This is a genomic window from Caulobacter sp. (genome assembly GCF_017744445.1).
GTDB lineage: Bacteria > Pseudomonadota > Alphaproteobacteria > Caulobacterales > Caulobacteraceae > Caulobacter.
Genome location: NZ_JAGIBH010000118.1, coordinates 1 through 600 on the forward strand (window position 1 = coordinate 1; position 600 = coordinate 600).

Sequence of the window (600 nt, forward strand, 5' to 3'; positions counted from 1 at the left end):
AGGATCGCGCGGCGGCTTTCGAGTTCGGTGCGCGCATGGTGGCCATCAATTCCGATACGCCGGCCCTTTCCTCGCTGACGGCCGCCAAGATCGCGACCCTGAGCGCGGCCGATATCGCCAACGCCCCGCCCTCGGAATTCGCCAGGCTGACCAAGGCCCAGGTCGCGGCCATCTCGACCACGGCGATCGCCAGCCTCAGCCCCGAGCAGTTCGCCAAGTTCGGCCAGAACCAGATGACGGGCCTGACCGCGGTCCAACTGCCGCGCCTGTCGAACACGATCAGCTTCAGCCCCACCCAGCTGACCCAGCTGAACCAGGCCCAGGTGCAGGCGCTGTCGACCACCCAGATGGCGGCGCTCAGCACCGAGACGCTGGACGCCATGGCCACGACCCAATTGTCGGTGCTCAGCTCCACCAGCTTCTCGGCCCTGAGCCAAGCGCAGGTGCAAAGCCTGACCCCGGCCCAGGTCCGCGCCCTGTCGGCGTCACAGTTTCGCGCCTTGCCGACCAGCGACCTGGCCGAGTTCACGCCGGAACAGATCAGCAGCCTGTCGACCAGCCAGGTCTCCGCCCTGAGCGAGACCCAGTTCCAGGCGCTAT

The 600-nt window shown here is 67.5% G+C and carries 1 pseudogene; it reads left to right on the forward strand.

Features of this window, described 5'->3' with window-relative positions:
- A pseudogene (locus J7528_RS23970) lies at positions 1 to 600 on the forward strand (ice nucleation protein); the annotation flags it as partial.